Annotated in this window: 4 protein-coding genes; 2 read left to right on the top strand and 2 right to left on the bottom strand. The window is 36.2% G+C overall.

The genetic code is table 11. The features are described 5' to 3' along the window. The first annotated feature begins 59 nt into the window (after window positions 1-59). Window positions 60-1328, top strand: coding sequence for a protein kinase (locus ACFE90_RS15225; RefSeq protein WP_375501861.1), 1269 nt, complete (start codon window positions 60-62; stop codon window positions 1326-1328). A gap of 65 nt (window positions 1329-1393) precedes the next feature. Here ACFE90_RS15225 and ACFE90_RS15220 read toward each other — a convergent pair whose 3' ends face one another. Next, a complete protein-coding gene (locus ACFE90_RS15220; RefSeq protein WP_012407469.1) occupies window positions 1394-1612 on the bottom strand; it encodes a DUF4327 family protein in 219 nt (72 codons plus the stop codon). Between the two features lie 1167 nt (window positions 1613-2779). On the opposite strand from ACFE90_RS15220, the gene ACFE90_RS15215 reads away from it, so the two are divergent. Continuing rightward, complete coding sequence (locus ACFE90_RS15215; RefSeq protein WP_375501859.1) at window positions 2780-3202, top strand: tetratricopeptide repeat protein; 423 nt, start codon at window positions 2780-2782, stop codon at window positions 3200-3202. Window positions 3203-3760: 558 nt separating this feature from the next. On the opposite strand, the gene ACFE90_RS15210 is transcribed toward ACFE90_RS15215, so the two are convergent. Beyond that, the gene (locus tag ACFE90_RS15210) at window positions 3761-8083 is read right to left on the bottom strand and encodes a glycosyltransferase (RefSeq protein WP_375501857.1); all 4323 of its coding nucleotides are present in this window, start codon (window positions 8081-8083) and stop codon (window positions 3761-3763) included. Window positions 8084-8164: the final 81 nt, after the last annotated feature.

Raw genomic sequence — 8164 nt, 5'->3', positions numbered from 1 at the left:
GTACAAGTGCCCAATGCCCAATGCTCAATGCCTGATCCATTTAACTTGTAGGTTGTATTGTGGTTAGTCTGACTTTGTTAGAACCGCAACAGAAAACGCCCCTCCAGCAGTGGTGCTTTGAGAACTCTTCCATAATTCGGATTGGTCGAGCGGTAGATAATCATGTTGTTTTAACTGATAGTTTAGTTTCGCGGCATCATCTAGAACTGAGACACGATTCTGCTAACAATGGCGGTGGTTGGCGGCTGATTAGTCAGGGTACGAATGGGACTTTCCTCAACGGTGTGCTTGTAATTCAGAGTCCCTTACCAGATAATTCATTGTTGCAACTGGCACAGGGAGGCCCAATACTGAAATTCCAAATTCAGGATGTAACAGTACTGGAAACTGGTGTGCGATCGCAACAAATGCAAGAAACAGAAGAGAACGCCGTTGCAACACTCTATTCAGCCCAAGGTAGATACACTTGCACCCATGAAGGCAATTCCCCAAACAATCTGTTTTGCATCCACTGCGGCCAACCTCTCTCAGTACAACAGAAAATTCGCCATTATCAGGTGTTGCGAACTCTTGGACAAGGAGGTATGGGTACTACTTATCTCGCTTGGGATGCGGCTGGTCAGGTTGCGGGTATGCCACAATTGCTGGTGTTGAAGCAAATGAATGCTGATATGCTAAAAATTGCCAAAGCTCAAGAATTATTTGAGCGGGAGGCGTATACTCTCAAATCCCTTAACCATCCGGGAATTCCCAAGTATTACGACTTCTTTGTAGAAGACGGAAAAAAATACTTGGCAATGGAACTAATCCACGGACAAGATTTAGAGAGACGTGTCTATACTACTGGGCCAGTTACGCCAAGCCAGGCGATCACTTGGATGATCCAAACCTGCGATATCTTAGACTATCTTCATAGCCAAGAGCCGCCACTGATTCACCGCGATATTAAACCTGCCAACTTAATGGTGCGAAGTTCACTAAATCGCATAGTGGTGCTAGATTTTGGTGCAGTTAAGGAAATTGGCACAGCACCTGGTACTCGTATTGGTGCAGAAGGTTACTGCGCTCCTGAACAAGAACGAGGACAGCCTTTGACTCAATCTGATTTGTATGCAATTGGGCCAACGGTGATTTTTCTGCTCACAGGCGAAAACCCTTTCAAGTATTACCGCCAACGAGGGCGAAACTTCAGGTTTGATGTGGCAAAAGTTCCCACTATTAGTTCCCAATTAAGAGATGTAATTGATCGCGTTACAGAACCATTGCCACGCGATCGCTATCAAACTGCAAAGGAATTAGCTGCGGCGTTAGCTGGTTGCCAACTTTAGAAAGCGGGGAGTAGGGAGTGGTGAGTGGGGAGTGGTGAATATTAAAAATTCTTATTCCCTATTCCCTATTCCTCATCCCAAGTTTCTACAGCTAGCAATTCACTAACTGGGTCTTGCATACTAAAGCCAAAGTCAAGCAGTTCCTGTTTCCAGTGCTGCCATTCATTACCGTAGAGCAAAGCAATTTTCCAGATGCTATCGCTTGGCTTGATAATGTTCGATTCTATGAGTGATTGCACGTTGCGCTGCAATTTCACCATTGGGTGAATCACTTGCTGAGTCATAACCTCGATTGAATTCAGATTTTGTTGGTAAATACTTAATTAAAACTGCTTTCCATTCTGCAATTGTTGCCGGATCGTAGAGTGGTGTAATTTTGGTAAAGCTAGTCTTAACTTTTTAACTATACCATAACAAACTCTACTAAATTACTGGTAAATTCGCTTTTGTACGGTAATTACCACCACAAAACTCTAAATTCACCAAGCAGTCCTTAAACTTTTTGCAGAAGCTGGGCAAAGGTTCAGGGGATAAGCATTAAGGGCTAAAGGGGTAAAGGATGCTTTTGTTTCCCCTTTTCCCTTTAACCTTTAGCCGTCTTCTTTTTCCTTGTAACCTTTAACCATTAGAGTGCAACAGTACCTTTTGTAAGATATCTATTGTGGACGCCGAGAAAAATAATTACTCGTCTGGGAAGTTGCACTATGTAGTGTGACTGAGGACAACTGTGAAAATTCTATTTGTTTTAATCACAAAAAATATGTGTGCTTGTTGAAGAACTGTAGGACACGGGCTAGCTTGAAAGTTTTTGACTAACAGGTAAATTTGCAATTGAGTAGAAATATCTACTCTTCCTGTTTATTTAAACGTTATTTACAATATCGTAAACATCTAACTTTAGGCTGAATAATCGCAAATCTTTATATAATCTTAATTTTTCGCCCAGTGAATAAAACTTGGAGGGTTTTGCTTTGAAAGATAGGAGCGATCGCATGGCAAAATTGTCGGTAGAGCATGGGCCTACCATAAACTGTCTGTTCGCTCATTTTTGATATGCAAGATTTAATTAAGCCTTACAGGGGTTGTAATCCAGGCAATTCAATAGATTCAGGTATTTTTTCTTGCATAGAGCTTTTGGCATTTTATGATTTATCATATTCCTGTGCCTTAAATAATTGCCTCTGGAAGGCTTTTGTGATAGTCATAAATTTTACTTACAAATAACTGGTTACTTAAAAATAGCCGTTTTCCTTTTGTATTAAGCCTTTAATTCCGCTTCGACTCTCATAATAAGCGAACGCAGAGCATAAAGCTTGCTTGTCTTCAGAGTCAGCATTTGAATTTTGTGTAAAACGTCTTTCACCAAGATGATAGTTTTTGTGAGAAAGTGGGTATCCTAAAAACAGTAATAATACTATAATCTAAGTATTTACCACAGGATATATCTAAGTATGGCTAGTTCAGGGGAAGACTACCTAATTAACCGTAGCAAGCAAATTAAGCGGCGACAAAAGTTGCTAACACTAGTCTCTATGGTCTCGTTCTTAAGTTCCATTGTATTTTCGGCGGTTCCTGTAATTAGACAGGCAATTGAGCCATCCAAAACAGTAGTTCCATCTCCAGATTCTTCATTACAACAAAAGGCACAGGGTTTTGAGATGGTTTTACAACGAGAACCAGAGAACGTAGTGGCGTTGGAAGGGTTGGTAAATGTGCGCTTAGGGTTGAAAGATACTCAAGGTGCTATTCAAGCTTTAGAAAAGCTAGTCAAGTTACGTCCTGATAGGCCGAATTACAAGGTTTTATTGGAGAAACTGAAGAAAGAACAAGTCAACAGCAATTCCCAAACAAATAACCAGTCCAAACTTAATTAATGCTCTTTACTTAAGCTCGACTTTATCCATTTTTTTCGCAACGCGATACTCCTGCGGAGTCATTGCACGATTGCCTCAGCTAAAACCTTTGTGAGACAGTAGTTTGACTTTTTTAACTTCATCGATAATCTGTGACGTGGAAAAAATATTTGCCAAAAAGCCAGGGTTTTGGTCGAATAAAAAAAGCGAGTTCTTAATTTTGGATAAAGTTGAGTTAAGAGGACGTTTAAAAAGTCCTCTTGTCGGTAGCAAAACATTCTATATCCCCCTAAATCCTCCTTGTAAAGGAGGACTTTGATTCTGGTTCCCCCTTTTTCAATAAGGGCTAGGAGGGATCAATAAGTGTCTAAAATCAGAGCCTACCACTTTTCAAACAACCTCCAACGGACGAAAATCTGCGTTCAATTAGTCAACTGGAATGGATATAATAGAAACATTCGATTTTATTCCGTGAAAAGTTAGATACCCAACTTCTTAAAGAAATCGGGTATCTAAAAGTAGAGAATTTTCACAACTCATTTAAGATTACTATATATAATAAATATATTTATAATAAAATTATAAATTTTCTAGAGAATATAAAGGAATTGTCCGTACTTGCTGATTGGCAACTATCTGTTTATTTTCATGTTCTAATACAAATCTGGCATTAATACAAAGAATTAAACTTTGCCACAAGCTATCAGTCAAATTTCTCAATAAAGAAATTGTCAGATTCTCAGTTATATCTATTTCTTCTTCCATCATAAGATTCATAGCTATACTTTGCAATAAGAAATCAGCCTCTTCTTCTGCAATTCCATTGATATCGATCAGTAGAGTAATTTGTTTATGATTAGGATGGGATGTGATTAATTTAATAACATCCATCAATTCTAATCCTAATTTTTCTTCATCTGTTGACCAATCTGGAAAAACAATTATGTTAGTTTCTTTGAGATTCAAATCTAAAAAGGAGGCTTTAATTAAGGCTGTTTTTACAATTCCTGCCATTTTTATCCAAGAAAAATGTTTCGCCTGTTCTAAGCCTGCATTAATTAATAAGTTTCTGCAACTAGGTTTTTGCACTTCACATAAAGCATCAACCATACCCTCAATATCATCATCTTTGACGTAAATTACAGCATTTCCTCCGGCTTCCGGTAGAGAAGCATTAGGAGTAGTAATTACAGGAGAACCACAAGCCATTGCCTCAATTACTGGCATTCCAAAACCTTCATATTGAGAAGGATAAACTAATGCTACTGCTCCAGCATAAGCTAATCTTAATTCTTCATCACTTAATTGTAATCCGTGAAAAGTACATCCAGCAGTATATTGTCGCCATTCAGAAGGTAATTGATTACCTGCACCAGTAACTACTATATCAAAATTGTGTTTGTTGCTTAGTTGGGCAAATGCTTTAAAAAAGAGAATTGCGTTTTTATATCCTCCTAAGCCACTTAATAGGAAATAGGGTTTATTTATACCATATTTATATTTAAAAGCGTTTATTTGAACTTCAGAAGCAGGGCAAAAGAGAGAATCTACCCCACAATGGGCAACGGTAATTGATTCTAATGGTATATCTGGAAAAAAGGTACTTAAGTCCTTAGCTGTATTTTCTGATATAGCAATAAAAGCAGAGGCGTGCTTAATTCCGTTATGTTTTTCTGTCCACATCGGTTCATTTAAGTTGCCTCCTAGTACTTCTGGTATCATGTCATAAGCCATGAATACAGAAGGGGTAATAATGGGGGTAGTGTAGTAGCTTGAAATAAATAATTCTGCTCCTTCTTCATCGCAAACTTGCTGAAGAATCTGGCGATCGCTTTCGGTATTGCTATAGTCATAGGGAGAAATAGTACGATAACGAATACCGTTAATTTTAGGAGCAGTATTAGCACGATCTAACACCAAAATATGATTAGCAAATTCAGTATTTGCCCATTGTTCTAATAAAGATCTCCAAACTCTAGAAATTCCAGTTTTATAAAGTTGGAAAAATACTCCATCAATAAGAATAATAGGATATATAGGTTTTGTAGGTTGCCACTCACTAACTTGATAATCTGATAAGTGTGCTGGTAAAGTCCAGACAACATTGGGATCTGGCCTATGTTTTAGAGGCTGAATATTGCCTCGCCAAGCAATACCCATGATTTGCATTGTTTGATATACTAATGTATTCCATCCTTTTTGCTTGAAATAGTCTAAACCTTGAGCAACATCAGGAGAGGCTAAATCATGAAAAACAACCAAAGCATCATTTTCTGCAAATTTCTCACAAATAATTGCATCATTTAATGGTCCCGGTGCATCGTGATTTCCATCAATAAAAATTAAAGACCATTTTTGACCAGTTTTTTGAGCTAATTCATCTACTTTTTGTGGACTATAACCCGGTACTAGATTAATTTCAGAAAAAACTCCGGCACTTACCAAAGAATTTTTGACATTTTCATAATGACTTTCATTTGCTAAAAGCGGATCAATTACCTCCAGTTTTACTCCCGCTAAGGCTAGATGACAAGCTGACCAACCCATCCAACAACCTATTTCTAAGGCTTTTTTTTCTTTAAATTGCAAAGCTATATTATAGAGAATATTAGCTTCATCTCGACTCAGAAAACCAATGCCAGGATAACGCTGATCAATATACCAATTATGAGGAATTTCTCGACGAAGATAAGGCCACCCAGAAATATTGGTATTTGCTGCAATCATATTTGGAAAATGTTGATCGGGCTTGATAATTTTCAAACCCTGAGAAACATAATCTCTATTAGGTAATAAAGCACGTTTAATAATTTCTAATGTTTTTTCTATCATTCTTTCTTCTTTAAACATTTTTTCGGCTCGTTGTTTAGAAGCTATGGATAGAGACATTCTTAATTCGGGATTGTTAACCAAATTTTTAATAGTTGTTACTAATTCTCTAATGGTGGCTTGGGGGTCAATTTTGGGATCGGCAATTAATTTTCCTGTTTCACCAAGTTCTTCAGGAATACCACTAACTGCACTAGCAATAACAGGTAATCCTTTTGCCATTGCCTCCATGATACAAAGAGGCATTCCTTCTAACTCAGATGGCAATACAAAAATATCAGTAATATTTAACCAATCTGAAACATCAGACTTTTGTCCTAAGAAAATAACTTTCTCTGAAATTGATAAATCAGCAACAGTTTGTTTTAGTTCGGTTTCTAATTCTGGTTGAAAAATACCTCCACCGATCCAAACAAAATAGAGTTTATTCCAAATGGAGGTATGTATTAATTCTTTAATTGCCTCCATTTGATATTGATAACCTTTTCTACGTTCTATTCGTGCGGAAGTAAGGCAAACAACAGCATCATCTGGAATATTAAATTCTTGACGGCGACGTGAACGTATACCGAGATCAATAGGAGTAAAATATTGAGAAGGTCTGCCATAATGAATTACTTCGCCGTGATTAGGAGCTAAACCAAATAATTGATGTAATAAATTTAAGTTATCTTGAGAAACTGCTATTACTGCTTTAGCATGACGATACTGATGGGATAGAACGGTTAATAAATTTAGTTGTTGTTTGGCTAAATGAGGTTCAACTAAACCTTCTACTATGATATAAGGAATGTTTAACTTAATAGCTATGTCTTTAACAACTAAGTTAGAGAAAGGATTGGTATTGCTACAGATAATTAAATCAGGAGGTTGTTGTTCATTAAACAATCTAATTGGAAACTGGGAATCTTGCTCATTCCATTGGATATGCTGAACACCTAATTTTTTCTGTTTATCAATTGAATTGCTTGTTTCTAAAGGTTGTATATATGTTACTTCATACCCTGACTTAGCTAACCCAGATACTAAGGAATGATTGTACTCAGCAACACCACCTACTCCAGGATCATTAGAAAATAAAAATATTTTGGTTTCAATCGGCTTTTTAAAAGTATCTTTTGCAGTAGTCATTTTCTCAGTATTAGGTAATGAGAGATTTGATTCTTGTTTTTTGTGAAATTTTCGATTAGCTTCAATTTCTCGTAGCCTATGAATTAAACCTGATGAATTAGAACCAAACTGTCCTATAGTTTTTTCTATAAAACCTGATGTTAGTGGAATTTTATAGTGCTGGAATACAGAAACAACCCAATCTGAGTGTGTTCGCAGAATTTCTTCTCGAACTTTTTGCCATTTTCCTTCATCTTGAGGACGAGGATAAATCAAGCCTAAATTTACCCACAACTGTCTCACATCCCATTCCATAGTATGAGGAAGACGCTCATAAATTTGTACGGGATGAAATTCCAGATAATGAGATTCTGTTTCATCATCTAAAGCATTAACTATAATTGCTAAATGAGGGGCTAAACAAGCGACCGCATAATACCCAAGAGCAATATATTTAGAAATACGAGAAACTCTATAAATAGTAAAATTAATACTTGTAATTGGGCCAAACTCTAATTCATATAGTGCATCAAAGAAATTATTATATTGTTTTTGGACTTTAGGAAATTCCTTGCCACCTCTCAAATCATTTTCAATAAATGATAAAAAAGTTGCATTTGAATTATCTAAAAAATTTTCTAATATTGTTAGTGCATTAGGCATAAACCTATTTTTACAACTGACAATCCATAAAAATTCACTATCAGTTATTTCAAATGCTCGTAAAATATTCCCATTAGCACCTAAATTTACTTTATGCCTGAGATAGGTTATTTGATTATTAAAACTTTGTTTTCTAATATTTATAACTTCTTGAATTTGTTGAGAATATAGAGAGTCAGAATTATCACCTACAATAACTATTATATTGTTACTAGAAAATGGCAATAATGAATCTAAAGTTATTGCCACCTGTTCAGGTAAGTTGTAACTTAATATGTAAATTGTTAGTTTTGTATTCATATATTCTATATTCCTCATTCCTCTCAATTATTTGGATATGATTAGTTCAAAAAAAATTATTTATATAAAAATATTAGTCTT

It is taken from the genome of uncultured Nostoc sp. (assembly GCF_964245445.1).
Classification (GTDB): domain Bacteria; phylum Cyanobacteriota; class Cyanobacteriia; order Cyanobacteriales; family Nostocaceae; genus Nostoc.
Note: the sequence above shows the minus strand (reverse complement) of the source record. Positions and strands in the feature narration are given on the sequence as shown.